Source organism: Microthrixaceae bacterium (genome assembly GCA_023957975.1).
Classification (GTDB): domain Bacteria; phylum Actinomycetota; class Acidimicrobiia; order Acidimicrobiales; family Microtrichaceae; genus JAMLGM01.
The window spans coordinates 358750-377857 of record JAMLGM010000002.1 but is presented as its reverse complement, the minus strand read 5'-3'; the positions used below and the strand labels follow the sequence as shown (position 1 = coordinate 377857).

Genomic DNA, 19108 nt, shown 5'->3' with positions numbered 1-19108 from the left:
CATGCACATCGTGACGGTCTGCACGGCCAATCAGTGTCGAAGCGTCATGATGGCGGCCACGCTCGCCGACGCGTTCGCCCAACTCCGGCGACCCCTGGTCATCGAATCGGCCGGGGTCGACGCACACGCCGGAGCACCCCCCACCGAGGAGGTCGTCGCAGCATTGCGCCGCCGCAACCTCGATCACCTCGTCCGCTCCCACGCCGCCCGGCCGATCGAGGAGGTCGCCGCCCACGGGGTCGACCTGGTCGTCGCCGCCGAGCGTGCCCACCTGCTGCCGATCATCGAGATCGTCCGGGTCGACCGGTTCCGGGTCTACACCATCGACGAACTCGCGACGCTGGTCGCCTCCACCCCAGCGACCGACCACGAACCGCTCGATGCGTACCTTCAGCGCCTGACCGAGAGTCGGTCGCTGGGGTCGTTCCTCGGTGCCGGACCCGGGGCCCACGACCTGAGCGACCCGACCGGCCGGGGCCGCAGAGCGCACCGCAAGACACTCGACGCGCTCATCGACACCTCGCGGCTGGTCGCCGCGGCGCTTCCCGCGCCGTCCACCGGAAGCACCAGGACCGCACCCTCGTGAACGAGCTGAGATAGCCTTGTCTACTTCTATTTATTAGCCCCAGCTAACATCATGTTAGTCTCACCTACCGTCCAGTTGTCTTCCCCCGACTGACGACGCCGTACGTGTCCACCGTGGGCACGACGATCCGACAGGAGAGATGAAACGATGATTCGCAAGCCCGCCCCCCGGCTCGTAGGTGCGACCGCGGCCCTGACCGCAGCAGTCACCCTCGGCGTCGCCTGTGTCCCCGAAGGACCCGGTGGTTCCACCACCACCTCGACCCAGGCGCCCACGACGCAAACCCCCACGACCGAGACGCCGACCACCGAGACGCCGACCACCGAAACCCCGACGACCCTCGCTCCGATGGTCGCCAACGCGACCTTCACCAACACCACCGGTCTGGCCCAGGTCGGATCCACCGTCACGGTGACCGGCACCGGCTTCGACCCGGCGTTGATCACCCCGCCCGGGACCCCCGCCAACGCGGCTGTCGCAGGCGTGTACGTCGCCATCGGTACCGGGTCGGGCCCGGTTCCCACCGCCTACACGAGCGCGAAGTACATCCGACCCACGGGTCCGTCGCCGGAAACCGCGTCGGGCGCCAAGCTGGAGGCCGACGGAAGCTTCTCGGCCACCATCAACACCGTGGCGCTGTTCAACGGCCAGGGCCAGACCGTCAACTGCTACATCGACGCCTGCAACGTCTACGTGTGGTCGGCGCACATGGGCACGGTCCCGTCGTGGTCATTCTCGGCCCCGGTGACCTTCGCGGCACCGACCGAAACCCAAATGCTGGTCTCGAAATCGGCCGACCTCGCAAACGGCGAGACCGTGACCGTGAGCGGCGTCGGCTACCAGGCCGCCGGACCGGGCATCTACGTCGGGCAGATGCCTTGGACCCAATCCGCGCTCCCCGCCGACTGGAGCACCAACTCCGCCGCCTGGGGTCCCACCAAGTTCCTGCCCTTCCCCAGCCAGGTGAACGCGTCCGGCGCATGGCGCACCACCCTCGCCACCGCCAAGAACATCGGCGAGGTCGACTGCTCCACCGCCGACTCGTGCAGCATCGGCTCGGTGCGCGCCCACGGCACCGCTGACCCGACGGGCCAGAACACCGCGTTCGCGACGATCACCTTCGCGCCGTAGCCGACAGCCACCAGCCGACAGCCGACAGCCGACAGCCACCAGGCAACTGGCGCCCGGCTACCCGGGTACCCAGCTACACGGTTTCAGGGTCTGCGTCGCAACGCCGGCCCTGAAACCGTGCCCGGCTCAGTAGAGCGCTGCGAGTTTCGGAGTCAGGCAGTTCGCATACACCTGGTAGCCGGCGGAGGAGGGATGCACCCGATCGGGGGTCACCAGATCCGCCATCGTGCGATATGCGCTGTTCATCTGCTCGACGGCGGCGCCGGGGCTTGCCAGCACGTCGTTGCACTCGAGCACACGGTCGTTGCCCTTCGCTGCACGAAGCCAGTCGTTGTACTCGAGGCGGCGCTCGTAGCGGTGATCGAACGGGGTCAACGTCGACACCACCCAGGGGGTGATCGGCAGCCACACGGTCGCAATGCCGCGGGCGGCAAGCTCGTCGTCGAGTGCGGTCACCGCGTCGACGAGCGGTGCGAGCGGTTGAGCCGACATCAGGTCGTTGATGCCGCCGTTGAACACCACGAGATCGACCTCGGAGTTGCAGGAATCGAGCGCCGCCAGCACCCGTTCGCCGATATTGCGGCTCGTCGAGTCGTCGCCGGTGAGCGGACGGGTGAACCCGGAGCTGCCGGTTGCGACGCTGCCCCACACGACACCGGTGGGGAACCCGAGCCGGGCGACGGTTTCGACCATGATCGAGTCGCCGGCGAACATGACCCGGGCCTCGCCATCGCAGCCAGCGCTCGGGTGCGTGCCCGACTGGGGCGTGCTGTCGCTGCAACCCACGAGAGAAATGATCAACAATGCGGCGGCAAGCAGCCTTCCCAACGCACGCGCCACGCTGTAACTCTCCCACCTCGGGGACACCCGTTCCGGGTCTCCGTGTCCTTTGATGATACTGAGAACGATCTCAGAGATCCAGAGGTTGTTTCGGTGCGGATGCTCCAATGCCGCCGATCTCCGGGCCGCGCCTACCATTCGCCCGATGTTCCCACTGCCGCCCTCCGACGACCCCGCCCTCGCCGAACCGGTCGACCTCGCCATCTTCGGCGGGTCCGGCTTCTACTCCTTCGTCGAAGGGTTGACCCCGATCCCGCTCGACACCCCCTACGGTCCGCCCTCCTCGGTGCCGATGGTCGGCTCGGTCGACGGGCGACGCGTCGCCTTCATCGCCCGCCACGGCATCCATCACACCATCCCCGCCCACCGGGTGAACTACCGAGCCAACGTCTGGGCCTTCGCCCGACTCGGCGCCCGCGCCGTCATCTCGCCGTTCGCCTGCGGAGCCCTGCGACCCGACCTCGGCGTGGGAGACCTCGTCGTCGTCGACCAACTCGTCGACCGGACTTCACGGCGCGAGGGCACCTTCTTCGACGGACCCGAAACCGTGCACCTCACCTTCGCGGACCCCTACGACCCGACCATGGGCCGCGAACTCACGGACGCCGCCGATGGGCTCGGCCTTCGCGTGCACCGCGGCGGAACCGTCGTGGTGATCGATGGTCCTCGGTTCTCCACCCGCGCCGAGTCGCGCTGGCACGCCGCTCAGGGATGGGACCTCGTCAACATGACCCAGGCCCCCGAGGTGGCGCTCGTTCGCGAGGCCGCCATGGCCTCGCTCGGCGTCGGGATCATCACCGATCACGACGCCGGCCTTGAGGGCGAACCCGACGTCGCGCCGGTGACCGGCGAACAGGTGCTCGCAACTCTGCGCCACAACGCCGAGGTGTTGAAGTCGTTGCTGCGAACCACGATCGGTTCGCTCACGCTCCCCGACTCGGTCGGGGCCCAGGATCAGTCCTGGGAGGCGTAAACCAGCGCCGGTTCCGCATCGCCCGACCAACCGGACACGATGCCGGGCAGCACGCCCATCCCCACGGTGATCACGAGTGCGATGGCCAGCGACAGCGCCGCGCTCACCGGCACCCGCACCGGCGGGCCTTCGAGTTCGAGCGGCTCGTCGCCGTGGTCGCCGCCGCCGATGAAGAACATCGACGCCACGATGCGCAGATACAGGAAACACGAAATGGTCGCGCTCACCATCGCCACGATCGCAATCGCCCAGTGGCCCACGCTCGTCGCCGCCGAGATCACCCCGACCTTCGCCACGAACCCGGCCGTGAACGGCGTGCCGGCCTGAGCCAACAGAAACACCGTGAACACCAGCGCCACACCCGGACGCGAATGTCCGAGGCCCCGGTAGTCCGACAGGTTGTGACGGCCGTCGCCCTTGCGGCCGACCAGGGTCACCACGCCGAAGCTTCCGATCGTCATCACCGTGTAGGCGGCCAGGTAGAACAGCGATGCCGAGGTGCCACGCGCCGTCGCGGCCTCGACCCCCAACAGGATGAACCCGGCGTGATTGATCGAGCTGTAGGCCAACATGCGCTTCACGTTGGTCTGGGTGACCGCCATGATCGCCCCGACGAGCATCGACAGTACCGCGATGGCAAACACGATCGGACGCCACTGCTCGGCCTGGGTGGAGAACCCGACGACGAACACCCGCAACAGCCCCGCAAATGCCGCGACCTTCACCGCGGAACTCATGAACCCGCTGATCGGCGACGGCGCACCCTGATAGACGTCGGGAGCCCACATGTGGAACGGGGCACCGGCGATCTTGAATCCGAACCCGACCAACATGAGCGCCAGGCCGGCCAACAACAGCCCGTCGTGTTCCAACAGGTTGTCGGCCAGGAAATCCGAGATGTGCAACAGGCTGGTCGAACCGGTCGCCCCGTACACCATGGCCACGCCGTAGAGCAGGAACGCCGAGGCGAAGCCGCCCAACACGAAGTACTTGAAGCCGGCCTCCTGGCTGCTGAGGCGACGATCGTGGATCGCACACATCACATAGGCCGAGATCGACAACACCTCGAGGCCGATGAACAACACGATCAGGTCGTTCGCCCCCGCCATGATCACCCCGCCGGCCGCGGACAGGATCATCAACAGGAACAGCTCGGGGCCGACGATTTCTTCGCGGCGCATGTAGTCGGCCAACAACAGGGCCACCAAGATGACCGCCACGCAGATCAAACCGGTGACGTACAACGAGAACCGGTCGACGCCGAACACGCCGCCGATCGCACCGATCGGACCCTCAGCCGGGTTCTCCACCCGGCGCCACAACGGAATCGTCGACACCAGCGACGCCGCGGCGATCACGATCGTCAACCCGGCAGCGACCGCCGGGGTGAGCATCTTGCGGATGAGCGACATGGCGACGAGGAACACCACCACGCCGACGAACAACACCAGTAGCGGGGTCATGTACCCCCACTCGATCTTCGGAGTGGCCAACTCGACGCCGTCGGCCGAGATCGGGGTGATCCCCGGATCCTGCAGGATGTGCGTCAACATCAGTGTCCACCTTCTTCACCGTCGGCGGCCGCGCTCTCGGCGCCGGTAAGGTCCGCGCTCACGACATCGGTCACGTCGATCGACGACTCATGGGTGCCCATGTGCTCCATCAGCGCGTCCACCGACGGCTCGATGCGATCGAGCACCGGCTTCGGATACACGCCGAGCACCACGATCAGCACCAGCAGCGGCAACAACCCCATGGCCTCGGAGGCCTTCAGCTCCCCGAAGGACTCGTTGTCCTCCGACGGCTCGCCGTGAAACACCCGCTGATAGGCCCACAGCAGGTACAGCGAAGCGAAGATGGTGCCCGAGGTGCCGACCACCGCCCACCAGCGGGCCCCCTTGAACGCACCGATCAGGGTGAGGAACTCTCCGGGGAACCCGTTGAGGCCCGGCAACCCAACCGAGCTGAGCATGACCAACATGAACACGCCGGCGAAGATCGGCGCGACCTTCTGCAGGCCGCCCAACTCGTCGATCTGGCGGGTGTGGCGACGCTCGTAGATGAGCCCGACCAGGATGAACAACGCCGGGGTCGTGATGCCGTGGTTCAGCATCTGCAACACGCCACCGCCGATGCCCTGGCGGGTGAAACTGAAGATGCCCAAGATGATGAAGCCCATGTGGGCGACCGAGGAGTACGCCACGAGACGCTTCAGGTCTTTTTGCATCGTGGCGCACGCCGCGCCGTACACGATGCCGATGACCGCCACGGTCAACAGCAAGGGACGGAAGAACTGCGAGGCCTCGGGGAACAGGTAGAGCCCGAAGCGGATCAGGCCGTAGGCGCCGAGTTTCAACATGACGCCCGCGAGGATCACCGAACCGGTGGTCGGCGCCTCGGTATGGGCGTCGGGCAGCCAGGTGTGCACCGGGAACAACGGCACCTTCACCGCGAACGCGAGCGCGAAGCTGGCGAAGATCCACCGGGCCGCCGTGGTCGACAGCGACTGGCTGTTGGCCAACTCGACGACGTCGAAGGTCAACGTGCCGGTCGCCCGCTGATGCAGGAATCCCGTCGCCAAGATGCCCACCAGCATCAACGCCGAGCCGACCATCGTGTAGATGAAGAACTTCGTCGCCGCGTAGATGCGGTCGCCGTGACCCCACAGCCCGATGAGGAAATACATCGGCACCAGCACGATCTCGAAGAACACGAAGAACAACACCAGATCGAGGGCGATGAACACCCCCATCGAGCCGGCCTGCAGCATCAACAGCCACATGTAGAACGACTTCGGTTCCTTCTCCGGGTTGACCGCGGCGATGGCGATCGGGAACAGGAGCCCGGTGAGCACCACCATCCACAGCGAGATGCCGTCGATGCCGATGTGGAAGTTGATGCCGAGTTCCTCGGACCACGTCCAGTTCTTCACGAACTGGAATCCGGCGTCGGCCGTGTCGAACTGCACGAGGGTCTGGATGGCGATCGCCCCGGTCAGCCCCGAGAACAACAGTGCGAGCAGCTTGTAGGAGTCGCGACGCGCGGCGGGCACGAATGCCAGCACCAGGACACCGACCATCGGGACGATGACGAGGGGCAACAGCGGATCGAACGGAGCGCCCGCCGAGGCGAGTAGTTGAAGACTCATCAGCTGTTCTTCCTCACGATGACGTACACCAGGATCGCCACGGCGCCCCCGGCGAGGCCGATGGCGGAGTTGCGGACCCGGCCGGTCTGGGTCTTCGACAGCTCACCGCTGCTCGAGGACACGATCCCGGCGATTCCGTTGACGGCCCCGTCGATGATGGTCTTGTCGAACCAGGCGAGGGCGTCGAAGAGCTTGCGACCCGGGCCGCCCATGAAGGCGGCGTAGCTCGAGTCGATGAACCAACCCTTCGCGAACACGTCGAGTTCGATCTTTTCGGGGTCGACCTTGCGCTGCAGATACACCACCACGGCGGCGGCGATACCGATCAGCGAGGTGAGCGTGGCCACGATCGCCAGAGCGAAGATGCCCATGCCGCCGGTGTGGAAGTGATGTTCGCCGATGACGGGAACGAGCCATTCCTCGAGGAACTTCACCTCCCGGGTGAAGGGCAGGTTGAGCGCACCGCCGACCAGGGCGAGGCCACACAACACGACCAGGGGCAGCGTCATCGTCCACGGCGACTCGACCGGGGTGTGATCCGGGGTCAGGTGATGGTGATGATCGTCGTGGTCGCCGTGATCGGCCGCCTCATCGGCGTCCTCAGCCCCTTCGGCTGCGTGATCGTCGGCCACACGCCACTTCTCCTCACCGAAGAAGGTCATGAACACCTGGCGGCTCATGTAGAACGCCGTCATCAGCGCGGTCACCAGACCGATCGCCCATAGCGCATAGCCCGCACCGCCCTTGTCCCACGCCCCGGCGAGAATCTCGTCTTTCGACCAGAACCCCGAGAACGGCGGAACGCCGGCGATCGCCAACCAACCCACGATGTAGGTGCCGGCGGTGATCGGCATGTACTTGCGCAGGTTGCCGTAGCGGCGCATGTCCTGTTCGTGCGCCATGCCCAAGATGACCGAGCCGGAGCCGAGGAACATCAGGGCCTTGAAGAACGCGTGGGTCACCATGTGGAAGATGGCGGCGATGTAGTTGCCCGTGCCGACCGCCAGGAACAAGAACCCGAGCTGCGACACCGTCGAATACGCCAGCACCTTCTTGATGTCGTTCTGGCTGATGGCGATCGTCGCCGCCACAAACGCTGTGGCCACACCCACCCAGGCGATGACGTCTTGGGCCCACGCCGCCTGATGCACGATCGGGTTGAGGCGCACCAGCAGGTACACCCCCGAGGTCACCATCGTCGCCGCGTGGATGAGCGCGGAGACCGGCGTCGGGCCGGCCATGGCGTCGGGGAGCCACACGAAGAGCGGGAGCTGAGCCGACTTGCCGGTCGCCGCCACGAAGAACAGCAGCGTGATGGCGATGATCGTGCCCTGAGCGATCGTTCCCGCGTGACCGGCGTGGGCGATGTCGACGTAGTTGATCGACCCGACCGCGGTCCAGGTGAGGAACGTGGCGATCATGAACCCGAAGTCGCCGACACGGTTCGTGACGAAGGCCTTCTTGCCGGCCGAGGCGTTCGCCGGATCGGTGTGCCAGAACGAGATCAGGAAGTACGAACACGCACCCACGCCTTCCCAACCGAGGAAGGTGATCAACAAGTTGTCGCCCAGCACCAGCATCAACATCGAAAAGATGAACAGGTTCAGATAGACGAAGAACTTCGAGAACTTCGGGTCGCCCTTCATGTAGCCCACCGAATAGAGGTGGATCAGGGCACCGATGCCGGTGACGAACAGCGCCATCGTGATGCTCAGCGGATCGGCGAGGAACCCGACCCCGACCTGGAAATTCCCGACCGGAATCCAGTCGAACAGGTGCTGGGTGAGGGCCCGCTGCGACTCGTCGGTACCCATGAGGTCGAAAAAGGTCGCCACCACGACGAGGAACGACGCCCCCACCGCGGCGGTGCCGAGATAGCCGGCCTTCGGGTCGCCGAGTTTGCGACCGCCGACGAGCAGAACCAGGAAACCGGCGAGCGGCAGCGCCGGGATGAGCCAAAGGAGTTGATCCATGCCCGTCAGCCCTTCATCAACGAGAGTTCATCGGCGTCGGCACCGGTGTTGCGGCGCATGATCGCCACGATCAGACCGAGGCCGACCGTGACCTCCGCCGCAGCGACGACGAGTACGAAAAAGACGATGACCTGGCCGCCGATATCGTTCAGCGAATTGCCGAAGGCCACAAAGCTCAGGTTCACCGCGTTGAGCATCAACTCGATGCACATGAACATCACGAGCGGGTTGCGTCGGATGAGCAGGCCCGCGACACCGATCGCGAACAGCACCGCCGACAACATCAGATATGCGTTGCTACCAATCACTGCTGGGCCCCGATCTCGGCGTCGAGCGCGTCCTGTTCGTCGGCGTCGCTGAGGTCGATCTCCGGCTTGGGGAACTCGTCGAGATCGATCGGCTCCCCCTTCGGCTTGCGGGCCAACACCACCGCTCCCACGATCGCGACCACCAACAGCAACGAGGTGATCTCAAACGCGAAGATGTAGGTGCTGAACATCGCCTCGCCGATGGCGTTGACGTCGGTAGCACCGAGCGCCCCCTGAACCGATTCCGCCCCGGTCGGTTTCGGGATTCCGCCGAGGATGGCGATCAGCACCATCACGGCCACACCCGCGCCGAGGGATCCGCCGATGAGCAGCGTGCGAGGCGTCCGCTCCTTGGCGTAGCTCTGAATCCGGTCGACCCCGAGCAACATGATCACGAACACGAACAACACCACGATCGCACCGGCGTACACGATCACCTGGATCGCGGCGACGAAATAGGCACCCTGGGCCGCGTACAACACGGCCATGCCGAACAGCGTCGCGATGAGCGACAGCGCGTTGTGGACGGGATTGCGGAAGGCGATCACCCCGACCGCCCCGCCGATGGTGATCATCGAGGCGATGACGAAGGTGATGAGTTGCCCCGCTTGAACGGCGAGCATCAGTGGTGACCTCCCCCGTGGTCGTCGTGGTGGTCGTCGTGTGCCGCGGCGGCCGCCTGAGCGGCCTGCTCGCGCTCGAGCGGCTGGCCACCCTCGGGGGCGCGCACGCCGTAGCCGAGTTCACCCGACCAGGCCACCATGTTCTCGAAACGGGCGTCGCCGCCGGGCGAGGTGGCCCGCATCCACGCCGAGGTGTTCACGTCGTCACCCTCGCGCCAGTCTTCCCACGGAAGCTGCTTGGGTTTGCCGTCGTCGCCGACGAGCAGTTCTTCCTTGGTGTAGATCGCGTCCTCGCGGCTGGTGAAGCTGAACTCGAACAGCTTCGACTCGGTGATCGCCTCGGTCGGGCACGCCTCGACGCACATGTCGCAATGGATGCAGCGCAGGTAGTTGATCTCGTAGACGAACCCGAAGCGCTCGCCCGGAGACGTCGGATTCTCCGGATCGTTGTCGGCGCCGCGCACATAGATGCACTTGGCGGGGCACACACCGGCGCACAGCTCGCAACCGATGCACTTCTCCATCCCGTCCTCATAGCGGTTGAGGACGTGACGACCGTGCAGACGCTCGGGCTTGTCGCGCTTTTGGTCCTTGGCTCCGCCGCGACCGCCCTCGTATTCGAGGGTGAGCACACGACCGGTGTCGGTGTGCTTGAACATCTTCTTCAACGTGACCGCGAAGCCACCGAGCACACCCATCACGCACCAACCTTTTCGACCTCGCGACGGTAGCGAGCCGTTCGCACCGCCACCGACAACAGCGCCGCCCCAACGAAGATCACCAACACCGACACGAGGCCGACGACGAACTGGTTCCAACCCTCGTCCTGGGCGACCTTGAGCCCGGCGAGCAACAGGAACCATCCGAGCGCGAGCGGGATCATGATCTTCCAACCGAGATCCATGAGCTGGTCATAACGCAGGCGGGGCAGCGTCGTGCGGAACTGCACGAAGACCACCAACATGAACAGCGTCTTGAGCAAGAACCAGATCACCGGGAACACGTAGTCCGACACCCAGCCGGTGACCCCGAAGTCCGGGCCCGACGGGCCGCCGAGGAACAACGTGACGATGATCGTCGACATCGTCACCACGTTCATGAACTCGGCCAGATAGAAGATGGCGAAACGGAATCCGGCGTATTCGGTGTGGAACCCGCCGACAAGTTCCTGTTCCGCCTCGACGAGGTCGAACGGGGGTCGGTTCATCTCGGCGGTCGCCGCGATCACGAAGATGACGAACGGGATGACCCCGGTCGCCCAAGCGTTCCAACCCCACGTCGACTGGCTGTTGACGATCGCATTGGTCGACAGCGACTCGGAGTTCAACAACACCGCCAGCACCGACAGCCCGAGCGCCGCCTCATACGACACCATCTGCGCCGAGGCACGAACCGAGCCGAGCAGCGGATACTTCGACCCCGACGACCAGCCGGCCAACATGATGCCGTAGATGGCCAGGGAACTCGCCGCCAGGATCACGAGCACACCCATGTGCGGGTCGGCCACCTGCATCATCGTTTGACGACCGGCGATTTCGACCATGCCGGCCTTGTCGCCGTTGAAGTTGCCACCGATCGGAATCACCGAGAACACGATGAACGCCGGCACCAACGACAGCAGCGGCGCGTACTTGAACACCGCCCGATCGGCCTGATCGGGGATCAGGTCGCTCTTAAACATGATCTTCATGCCGTCGGCCAGCGTCTGCAGGACACCGAACGGGCCGGCCCAACGCGGACCGAGGCGGTTCGAGAAGTCGGCGTGCAACTTGCGTTCGAACCAGATCATGAGGATCACCGACGTCATCAAAATGCCGAAGGCGACGAGCACCTTCGCCAACATGACGAGCACACCGGTGAGATCGAGGTTGTTGAGGAGCGGATCGAGAGCGATCATCGCGCCGCCTCCAGACGGATCTCGGTGATCGGGGCGCCGGCCTCGATCAGGTCGTTCACGTTGACGTTCGGGGCGTTCACCGCAAGGGCGGCGGTGCCCTGGGCCACGGTCGCGTCCGCGACGGCCTCCACCACGAGCGTGCGGTTGTTGGCGCTCACCCGCACCCGCTCACCCGAAGCGACCCCGACCCGGTCGAAGTCGTGGGGGTGCAACCGCAGTGCGGCGACCGGAGCGAGGTTGGCCGAGCTACGCGAGTGGGCGAGGGTCGTGCCGGCGTCGTACATCGTGCGGCCCGCAGCAATGCGCAACGAGTAGGAATCGAGCGGGGGCACCGCCGTGGGTTCCGGGGTCCGGAACTCGAGCGGTTCGGGGGCGGCGATCAGCTCGGGGCCCTCGTCGACGGCTGCGTCGGCGCCGTCGGCCTCGTCGGTATCGACACCGTCGGTATCGACACCGTCGGTATCGGCACCGTCGGTGTCGGTTCCTTCGGCCTCGGTTCCTTCGGCGTCCTCGGTGGCGATCGGCTCTGGAGCCGGCAACGGCGCGACCACGCCCTCGACCGAGTTCTGCGCCAACAACTCCAAGGTGATGCCGTTGTGAATGCCCGACAGCTCTTCGATCTCGGCCCAGATCTCCTCGGCCGACTCGAGGCCCAGGTCGTGGCCCAGGCGATCGGCCAACTCGGCGGCGATCGACCAGTCGGTGCGCGTCGTTGCCACCGCGGTCACCTTGTGGGCGACCAGGCTCACCCGGCCCTCCAGGTTGGTGTGGGTGCCGGCGGACTCGTGTGCGGCGGTCGCCGCCAACACGACGTCGGCCCGGCGCGAACTCTCGTTGAGGAACGTGTCGAGGGCGATCACCGCCCGGGCGCCGGTCAGCGCCCGCTCGGCCAACCGTCGATCGGGAACGTCGCTCAGCGGGTCGGCGCCCAACAACACGAGGGTGTCGATCTTGCCGTCAGCGGCGGCCTGCAAGATGCCGATGGCGTCGAGCCCGTCGGCGTCGGGAACCGTCGGCCACGCCTGAGAGAACCAGGCGGCGCCGTCCCCACGGCGAACCCGGCCCGGCAACAAACCGGGGGCCAGGCCCATGTCGAGCGCTCCGTGAACATTGGCGCGCCGCAGCGTCGACAAGAACCGCACCCCGTCGAGGCGATCGTTCAGCAGCGCCGCAGCGTCGACGATCGTCGCACCCGACTCCGCCACGTTCGCTCGACCCAGCAACACCGTGACCGGGCCGTTCGCCGCATCGATCAGCGCCTTCGCGGCGTTGAGTTGATCGGCGGGCACCCCCGACACGTCGCCGTTCGCTCCGTCGAGCAACGCCGCGATCACCGCAGCCGCCTCGCCCGGGCGATACACCAGCGTCGAGGCCGCGTAACGCGACAACCCGGTGCGCTGCGGGGTGACCTCGATCAGCTTGGCGCCGTCCTCGACGATCGCGTGCTTCAGGCGGATGAACAGGGCTCCCAACGCCTCCTTCGGGTCGGGACCCAACAGGATGACCGTGGAACCCGGGCGACAGGCGTCGTCGATCGTGGCCTTCGGCAGGCCGAGGACCGCGTCGACCGGCAACCCGTCACCGAGTTGGGCGTCCAAGTTGTCCGACCCGATCACACCCTTGACGAGCTTCGACCACGCATAGGCCGACTCGTTCGACAACCGGGCGCCGCCGAGCACCGCCAGGCCGCTCGGGCCCGAACGGCCGAGGCCGTCGCTGATGAGCCGCGCCGCGGTGGCGAGGGCGTCGTTCCAGCGGGCCGGGACCAGCGCATCGGCATCGCGAACCAACGGTGCCGTCAAGCGGCCCTCGTCGTTGACCGCCTCATAGGAGTAGCGGCCCTTGTCGCACAACCAACCCCAGTTCACCGCATCGGCATCCACGCCGTTGAAACGCACGAGTTGGTCGCGACTCGACTGCGCCGTGATGCGACATCCCACCGAACAGCCGGTGCAGGTGGAGGTCGCCTCGCTCAAATCCCACGGGCGGGCCTTGAAGCGGTACGGAGTCGCCGTCAACGCACCGACCGGGCACAGTTGCACGACGTTGCCGCTGAAATACGAGGTGAACGGCTCGCCGGGGAAGGTGTTGACCTGGGTCGCCGAGCCACGGTCCATGAAGTGGATGAGCGGATCGCCAACCACCTCGTCGGCGAACCGGGTGCAGCGATCGCACAGGATGCAACGCTCACGGTCGAGGTTCACCGTCTCGGAGATGGCGATCGGCTTGCGGTGGTGGCGCTTTTCCTCCACGAACCGGCTTTCGCCCGGACCGTAGGCCATCGTGGTGTCCTGAAGCGGGCACTCGCCGCCCTTGTCGCACACCGGGCAATCGAGCGGGTGGTTGATGAGCAGGAACTCGAGCACCCCGTCCTGGGCCTTGCGCACCCGGTCGTTCTGCGAATCGACGACCATGCCGTCGCCGCACTCCAACATGCACGCCGGCTGCAACGCGGGTCCGCGACCGGTGTCGACCTCGACGAGGCACATGCGGCACATGCCCACCGGGTTCATGCGGCTGTGGTAGCAGAACCGGGGGATGTAATGACCGGCACGCTCGGCGGCGTCGATCAGCAGATCGCCCTTCTGCGCGATCACCGCGTCGCCGTTGATCGTGATGGTGACCGGCTGGTCGATGGTGATGGGCGTCGGTGCCTCAGGCATCGTGGCCTCCCGCGGCGCTCACCGGAATCGGCTCACGCCTGGTGATCTTCGCCTCGAACTCGTGACGGAACCGGCGCAGCGCGGACGTGATCGGCGCGACCGACGACGGACCGAGCGGGCAGATGGTGGTTTGCTTGGGCGGATACGGGACCGCCTCGAGGCCCTGATTCGGATCCGCGGCCACCGGATAGGGCCCGGGCGAAATGTTGTCGGCGACGTCCAACAGCAGGTCGATATCGCTCGGACGGCCGTAGCCGTCGACGATGCGCTGGAGGATCTTCTCCTCCCAGGCCGTGCCCTCACGACACGGCGAGCACTTGCCGCACGACTCGCGGGCGTAGAACCGCACGATGCGCAGGCAGGCCTTCACCGCGTCGACCGTCTCATCCATCACCACGATCGCGCCCGAACCGGCCATGGAGCCGGCCGCGCCGATCGTGCGGCCCTCGAGCGGAAGGTCGAGGTCCTCCGGGAAGAACCACGGGGCCGATGCGCCTCCGGGGATGAACGCCTTGAGCGCGTTGTCGTTGCGGATGCCGTTTCCGTACTGCTCGGAATAGAACAGCTCGCGAAACGTCGTCGTGCCCTGAGGCACCTCCCACACGCCGGGGTTGTTCACGTGACCCGACACCGCGACGAGGCGGGTACCGGGCGACGACTCCGAACCGGTCTGCTTGTAGACCTCGGCGCCGTGGTTCATCAGCCACGGCAGATTCGACAGCGTCTCGACGTTGTTGACGATCGTCGGCTTCATGTAGAGGCCCTTGGCCGCCGGGAAATACGGAGGCTTGAGGCGCGGCATGCCGCGGTTGCCCTCGAGCGACTCGATGAGCGCCGTCTCCTCGCCGACGATGTAGGCCCCCGCACCCCAGTGCAACACGATGTCGACGCTGAAGTCGGTGCCCATGATGTTCTTGCCGACCAGGCCCGCCGCGTACGCCTCGTTCAGCGCGGCCGCCACCCGTTCCTGGGCATGGGCCATCTCGCCGCGGACATACAAGAACACCTGCGCCGCGCCGATCGCGTAGGCCGCGATCAGGCAGCCTTCGATGAGCTGATGCGGGTCGCGCTCCATGAGCACGCGGTCCTTGTAGGTGCCCGGCTCGGACTCGTCGCCGTTCACCACGATGTAGCGAGGCCACACACCCGCAGGGGTGAACCCCCACTTGGTTCCCGCGGGGAAACCGGCGCCGCCGCGACCCAGCACCGTCGCGTCGCGGACCTCTTCGAGGACCTCCGATGGCCGTCGGGTCAACGCCTTGGCGATACCGCTGTAGCCCTCATAGCTGCCGGAGCGCTTGTAGCCCTCGAGCGTGTGGGCGTCGAGCACATCCCAACGGGAGGACACGACCTGGGGGACGTTGCCGTCGCTCATGATGCGTCTCCTTCGCCGGTCGCATTGCGGGCCGCGAACCACGCCGGCTCCACCTGCTGTTCGGGCGGGGCGATGTTGGCCACCTGCGACGGGTCGATGTGCTGGCGAGCCTTCGCCAACGTGCCGTGCAACGGAATCTCGGTCGCCTTGCCGGCGCGGATGTCGTCGATCAGCGTGTCGAAGGACTCGTTGGTGACCCGATGCTGGAACCGGTAGTTCACCAGGCACGCCGGGGCCTCGGTGCACGCCGCGATGCACTCGACGTCTTCCAGCGTGAACATGCCGTCGTCGGTGGTGCCCCCGGCGGGGACGCCCAATTTCTCCTCGGCGTGCGCCAACAGTTCCTCGGCGCCCATCACCTGACAGGAGATGTTCGTGCACACGTTGACCAGATACTTGCCGACCGGCTTGCGCTTGAACATCTCGTAGAACGACGCGGTGCCCAACACCTCGGCCGACGTGATGCCCACCAACTCGGCGATGTGCGAAATCGCATCGTCGGCCAGATAGCCGTCCTGTTCCTGCGCGAGATGACACAGCGGAATCGTCGCCGACTTCGCTCGGGGGTAGCGGGCGATGATCTCGCGAGCGAGCTGTTCGTTCGCCTCCGTGAAGCGACTCATCGGTCCACCTCTCCCATGATCGGATCCACCGACGACACGATCGCGACCGTGTCGGCCAGATAGCTGTCGCGCATCAGATGGGGCAGCGACTGAAGGTTCGAAAAACTCGGGCCGCGAATGTGCATGCGATACGGCTTCGCCGAACCGTCCGACACGATGTAGCAGCCAAGCTCGCCGCGCGGCGACTCGACCGCCACATAGGCCTCACCCTCGGGAACCTTGAAACCCTCGGTGTAGAGCTTGAAATGGTGAATCAACGCCTCCATCGACTCGTCGATGCGGGCCCGCGGCGGCGGGGTCACCTTCTTGTCCTGAACGCGATAATCGCCCTCGGGCATCTTTTCGATCACCTGGCGCAGAATGCGAATGGATTCCTCGATCTCAGCCAAACGAATCGCATAGCGGTCGAAGGTGTCGCCATGACCGCCGACCACCACGTCGAAATCCACCTCGTCGTAGCGCAGGTACGGCGCATCGCGGCGAAGATCCCAGGCGTAACCCGTCGAACGAAGGATCGGGCCGGTCACCGACAGCGCCAACGCCTCCTCCGAGGTCAGCACGCCCACGCCCTGAAGTCGCTCCCGCCAAATCGGTTGGCCGTTCATGAGGATCTTGAATTCTTCGAGGCGGCTCGGCAACACGTCGAGCAGCGGCACCAGCATCTCGCGCCAACCATCGGGCAGATCCGCCGCCACACCGCCGGGGCGGATGTAGTTGTGGTTCATGCGCAGACCAGTCACGGTCTCGAGGAACCGCAACAGTTCCTCACGCTCGCGCCAGCCGTAGATCATCATCGACACCGCACCGATGTCCATGCCGTTGGTGGCGAGGAACAACATGTGGCTCGAGAGTCGGTTGACCTCCGACATCAACATGCGGATCCACTGCGCACGCTCGGGTACCTCGATGCCGAGCAGCTTCTCGGTGGTCAACGAAAACGCCAGCTCGCTGAACAGCGGCGAGGCGTAATCCATGCGGGTCACGTTCGTGGAACCCTGCGCGTAGGTCAGTTCCTCGCCGGTCTTTTCCATGCCGGTGTGGAGATAACCGATCACGGGCTTCGAACGAAGGACCTGTTCGCCCTCCATTTCCAGCACCAAACGCAACACCCCGTGGGTAGAGGGGTGCTGGGGCCCCATGTTCATGATCATGCGCTCGGAATCGGACTGATAGCCCGAACGCTCCTCGGCCTCGGTGGCCGACATCCGCAGCACCGAAGTGTCGGTCGACAAACGGTGCACCGCAGCGTCGAGGCGTTCGATATCGGTCGTAGCGTTCACGGAACTCACTTGACCCCCTCGCGATCGCCACGGATCGGAGCCGCCTTGAACTGCACCGGGATACGACCCACCGAGTAGTCCTTGCGCAACGGGTGACCGGTCCACTCGTCGGGCATCAGGATGCGGGTGAGGTCGGGGTGACCGTCGAAGACGATGCCGAACATGTCCCAGGTCTCACGCTCGGGGCCCTCGGCGCCGGGAAACAGGCCGGTGATCGTCGGAACCGTCGGCTCGTCGGCGTCCACCTGCACCCGTACCCGCGCCCTCGACGCATCGCTGTGGCGGAGGAACTGGGCGACCACCTCGAAGCGCTGGGCCTCGATCTCCGCCGGCAACGCGGAGCGACCGCAATGGGTCAGATAATCGACGCCACACACGTCGATGCACATGTAGTAGCCGTCGGCACGAAGCGCGTTCACCACCGCGAGATACTCGCCAGGTGTGACATGCAACACGGTCGCGTCGCCACCATGCGTGACGAGAGCGCCATGAAGGCGCTCCGGCTCAGGCTTTTCGGCAGTTCCGGCGTCGTCGTCGACGACCTCGGTGACTTCAGACATCAAAGGCCCCCACGGTGGCGGCTACGGCGCCACGACCACGACCGATGGTCAGGCCCGAGGCGCTCTGGCCGTCGATCTGTTCGAGCACGATCCCGGCGCCGCCGCCGTTCTCGTCACGCCGGGCGAGCACCTCGCCCGAGGAAATCTTGTTCTGCAACGTCGTGATGGCGTGAATCAGCGTCTCCGGCCCGGGCGGACACCCCGGCACATACACATCCACCGGAACGACCTGATCGACGCCCTGCACGATTGCGTAGTTGTTGAACATGCCGCCGGTCGACGCACACACGCCCATCGACAACACGTACTTCGGTTCGAGCATCTGGTCGTAGATCTGCCGCAGGATCGGTGCCATCTTCTGGCTCACCCGGCCCGCGACGATCATCACATCAGCCTGACGCGGCGAGGCGCGAAACACCTCCATGCCGAAGCGGCTGATGTCGTAGTGGGCGCCGCCCGCACCCATCATCTCGATGGCACAACACGCCAGCCCGAACGTCGCCGGCCAGATCGAACGCGAACGCGCCCACTGCAGCAGGTCTTCGACCTTCGCGGTGACGACGTTGTACTCGATGCCGTTGACGCCCTCGTTCTTGATTCCCTCGATGATCCCCATCAGGCGGCCTCGTGTTCCCCGCTCGACGCCGCAGCGGCCGTGTCGACCTCGCGACCCTCGACCTCGCGGCCCTCGAATCCGACCTGTCGGATGCCGGTCGCGGCACGGACGTTGTTCAACAGCACGGTGCTGCGGCGCTCCTTCTTCGACGGTCCCCAATCGAGGGCTCCGCTCGAAATGAGATACAGAAACGCCGCGAACACGACGACCGCGAACTCGACCACCGCCAGGAACGCAAACGCCCCCGCCTCACGAAACACCATCGTGAACGGATACAGGAACACGATCTCGATATCGAAGATGATGAAGATCATCGCGATCAGATAGAACCGCACCGGAAACCGGGTCGGAGGTTCGACGTTTTCGACGATCCCGCACTCATACGGAGCGGTCTGCGCCGGGGTGGGGCGCGACGGAGCCAGCAACTGGTTGATCACCAGGCTGACGAGCCCGAATCCGGCCGCGAGGGCGGCCAGAATCACGATCGGCAGATACTGTCCCATCGAGTTGTA

18 protein-coding genes are annotated in these 19108 nt (G+C 65.7%); 3 read left to right on the top strand and 15 right to left on the bottom strand.

Annotated features, from left to right (window positions below):
- Nucleotides 1-10 precede the first annotated feature (10 nt).
- Both M9952_04460 and M9952_04455 read left to right on the top strand, forming a co-directional pair.
- On the top strand, nt 11-586 hold the full coding sequence (locus tag M9952_04460; protein ID MCO5312175.1) for a hypothetical protein: 576 nt from the start codon (nt 11-13) through the stop codon (nt 584-586).
- Between the two features lie 147 nt (nt 587-733).
- Complete coding sequence (locus M9952_04455) at nt 734-1717, top strand: hypothetical protein (GenBank protein ID MCO5312174.1); 984 nt, start codon at nt 734-736, stop codon at nt 1715-1717.
- Between the two features lie 126 nt (nt 1718-1843).
- Here the strand turns inward: M9952_04455 and M9952_04450 are convergent, their stop codons facing one another.
- Nucleotides 1844-2557: an SGNH/GDSL hydrolase family protein gene (locus tag M9952_04450; protein ID MCO5312173.1), complete on the bottom strand. Its 714-nt coding sequence runs from the start codon at nt 2555-2557 to the stop codon at nt 1844-1846.
- 145 nt (nt 2558-2702) lie between these two features.
- On the opposite strand from M9952_04450, the gene M9952_04445 reads away from it, so the two are divergent.
- Entirely contained in the window at nt 2703-3530 is an 828-nt protein-coding gene (locus M9952_04445; protein MCO5312172.1) for an MTAP family purine nucleoside phosphorylase, read from the top strand.
- Here the strand turns inward: M9952_04445 and M9952_04440 are convergent.
- From M9952_04440 to ndhC, 14 genes are read right to left on the bottom strand one after another with little or no spacing between them, the layout of a single operon-like run.
- Complete coding sequence (locus tag M9952_04440; protein ID MCO5312171.1) at nt 3512-5083, bottom strand: NADH-quinone oxidoreductase subunit N; 1572 nt, start codon at nt 5081-5083, stop codon at nt 3512-3514. The two genes, M9952_04445 and M9952_04440, sit on opposite strands and share 19 nt — an antisense overlap.
- The gene (locus M9952_04435) at nt 5083-6678 is read right to left on the bottom strand and encodes an NADH-quinone oxidoreductase subunit M (protein MCO5312170.1); all 1596 of its coding nucleotides are present in this window, start codon (nt 6676-6678) and stop codon (nt 5083-5085) included. The genes M9952_04440 and M9952_04435 overlap by 1 nt, the downstream gene beginning before the upstream one ends.
- A complete protein-coding gene (nuoL, locus tag M9952_04430) occupies nt 6678-8651 on the bottom strand; it encodes an NADH-quinone oxidoreductase subunit L (GenBank protein ID MCO5312169.1) in 1974 nt (657 codons plus the stop codon). The genes M9952_04435 and nuoL overlap by 1 nt, the downstream gene beginning before the upstream one ends.
- A 5-nt stretch (nt 8652-8656) precedes the next feature.
- A complete protein-coding gene (gene nuoK / locus M9952_04425; GenBank protein ID MCO5312168.1) occupies nt 8657-8959 on the bottom strand; it encodes an NADH-quinone oxidoreductase subunit NuoK in 303 nt (100 codons plus the stop codon).
- A complete protein-coding gene (locus tag M9952_04420) occupies nt 8956-9582 on the bottom strand; it encodes an NADH-quinone oxidoreductase subunit J (protein ID MCO5312167.1) in 627 nt (208 codons plus the stop codon). The genes nuoK and M9952_04420 overlap by 4 nt, the downstream gene beginning before the upstream one ends.
- The gene (locus tag M9952_04415; GenBank protein ID MCO5312166.1) at nt 9582-10280 is read right to left on the bottom strand and encodes an NADH-quinone oxidoreductase subunit I; all 699 of its coding nucleotides are present in this window, start codon (nt 10278-10280) and stop codon (nt 9582-9584) included. The genes M9952_04420 and M9952_04415 overlap by 1 nt, the downstream gene beginning before the upstream one ends.
- Nucleotides 10280-11479 (bottom strand): NADH-quinone oxidoreductase subunit NuoH, encoded by a 1200-nt coding sequence (nuoH, locus tag M9952_04410; GenBank protein MCO5312165.1) that lies wholly within the window; start codon nt 11477-11479, stop codon nt 10280-10282. The genes M9952_04415 and nuoH overlap by 1 nt, the downstream gene beginning before the upstream one ends.
- Nucleotides 11476-14142: an NADH-quinone oxidoreductase subunit NuoG gene (nuoG, locus tag M9952_04405; protein ID MCO5312164.1), complete on the bottom strand. Its 2667-nt coding sequence runs from the start codon at nt 14140-14142 to the stop codon at nt 11476-11478. The genes nuoH and nuoG overlap by 4 nt, the downstream gene beginning before the upstream one ends.
- Nucleotides 14135-15517, bottom strand: a complete 1383-nt coding sequence (nuoF, locus tag M9952_04400; GenBank protein ID MCO5312163.1) for an NADH-quinone oxidoreductase subunit NuoF — start codon at nt 15515-15517, stop codon at nt 14135-14137. Before nuoF ends, nuoG begins: the two co-directional genes overlap by 8 nt.
- Nucleotides 15514-16140: an NAD(P)H-dependent oxidoreductase subunit E gene (locus M9952_04395; protein ID MCO5312162.1), complete on the bottom strand. Its 627-nt coding sequence runs from the start codon at nt 16138-16140 to the stop codon at nt 15514-15516. The genes nuoF and M9952_04395 overlap by 4 nt, the downstream gene beginning before the upstream one ends.
- Nucleotides 16137-17429 carry an NADH-quinone oxidoreductase subunit D gene (locus M9952_04390; protein ID MCO5312161.1) on the bottom strand — a complete coding sequence of 431 codons (1293 nt, stop codon included), beginning with the start codon at nt 17427-17429 and terminating at the stop codon, nt 16137-16139. Before M9952_04390 ends, M9952_04395 begins: the two co-directional genes overlap by 4 nt.
- Nucleotides 17426-17980, bottom strand: coding sequence for an NADH-quinone oxidoreductase subunit C (locus tag M9952_04385; GenBank protein MCO5312160.1), 555 nt, complete (start codon nt 17978-17980; stop codon nt 17426-17428). Before M9952_04385 ends, M9952_04390 begins: the two co-directional genes overlap by 4 nt.
- Nucleotides 17973-18596: an NADH-quinone oxidoreductase subunit B gene (locus M9952_04380; protein ID MCO5312159.1), complete on the bottom strand. Its 624-nt coding sequence runs from the start codon at nt 18594-18596 to the stop codon at nt 17973-17975. Before M9952_04380 ends, M9952_04385 begins: the two co-directional genes overlap by 8 nt.
- Nucleotides 18596-19099 (bottom strand): NADH-quinone oxidoreductase subunit A, encoded by a 504-nt coding sequence (gene ndhC, locus M9952_04375; GenBank protein ID MCO5312158.1) that lies wholly within the window; start codon nt 19097-19099, stop codon nt 18596-18598. Before ndhC ends, M9952_04380 begins: the two co-directional genes overlap by 1 nt.
- Between the last annotated feature and the right edge of the window lie 9 nt (nt 19100-19108).